This window comes from Arminella tubonensis, assembly GCF_003240585.1.
In the GTDB taxonomy this organism is placed as follows: Bacteria; Pseudomonadota; Alphaproteobacteria; order Rhizobiales; family Rhizobiaceae; genus Rhizobium; species Rhizobium tubonense.
Genome location: NZ_PCDP01000010.1, coordinates 1 through 856 on the forward strand (window position 1 = coordinate 1; position 856 = coordinate 856).

The 856-nt window shown below is 61.6% G+C and carries 2 protein-coding genes; both read right to left on the reverse strand.

What is annotated here, in order from left to right; genetic code table 11:
* Positions 1–576 (reverse strand): general stress protein (locus CPY51_RS05720; protein ID WP_111159254.1); only part of this gene is annotated, 576 nt, incomplete at its 3' end.
* A 38-nt stretch (positions 577–614) separates the two neighbouring features.
* A partial coding sequence (locus CPY51_RS05725; protein ID WP_111159256.1) for a PepSY domain-containing protein occupies positions 615–856 on the reverse strand: 242 nt, incomplete at its 5' end.

An 856-nucleotide genomic window follows, 5' to 3' on the forward strand; every position in this document is an offset into this window, starting at 1 on the left:
GCGTTCCTGGGCAATCTGCTCAGGGCCGTACGGATCGAGCGTGTCGTCGAACTTCGACCAGCCCTGCGCGGTGTACGCGTTGCGACGCTCTACCGGATCGACCCAGTTCGAGCGCTTCAGGATTGCCTCGGCTTGAGGTGCCATCGAATCTTCGACCTTCGCGGTGACGAGCGTACCTCCGCGGCGGACGCCCTCTGCATAGACATGCGCGTCGGCCTCAGAAACGCCAGCATCGGTCAAAGCACCGATGAGACCGCCGGCAGCGCCGCCAGCAACAGCGCCGGCTACGGCACCAGCAACAGTCGCTGCCAACCAACCTGCGGCAACCACTGGTCCAACGCCGGGTATCGCCATCAAGCCAAGCCCGGTGAGCAGACCGCCCGCGCCACCAACCGCAGCGCCGATCCCGGCACCCGTGCCAGCGCCATCTGCGGCTCCGGAATGGTCCCTATAGCGGTCGTCCGAATTGTTCGAGACGATGCTGATTTGATCGGATGAAATGCCGGCTGCTTCTAGCGCACTCACGGCGGAATTTGCATCGGTGTAGTCGTCAAAAAGTCCGGTAACAGTTTTCATTGTCATCTCCTGGAATAGGTTGTTGCGGTCGCTGCAAACTACATCGCGACGACGTTGCCCTGGTAGTCGAGGGTGACGGTGACAGATTTGCCATCCTTCGTTGCGGTCGACTGCCAGATACCTTTGTCGTCGAGCTTAAGAGCGGTGACACCGCTATACCCAGCTTTCTCGATCCGCTCTTTGGCCTGCGCTTCTGTAAAGCTGTTGTGGCCAGCGACGGGTGCTGTCGGGTTCTTCGTGTCGGGGGTCGCGACGGCCGGGGTGTCGGGGTTGGTCGTCG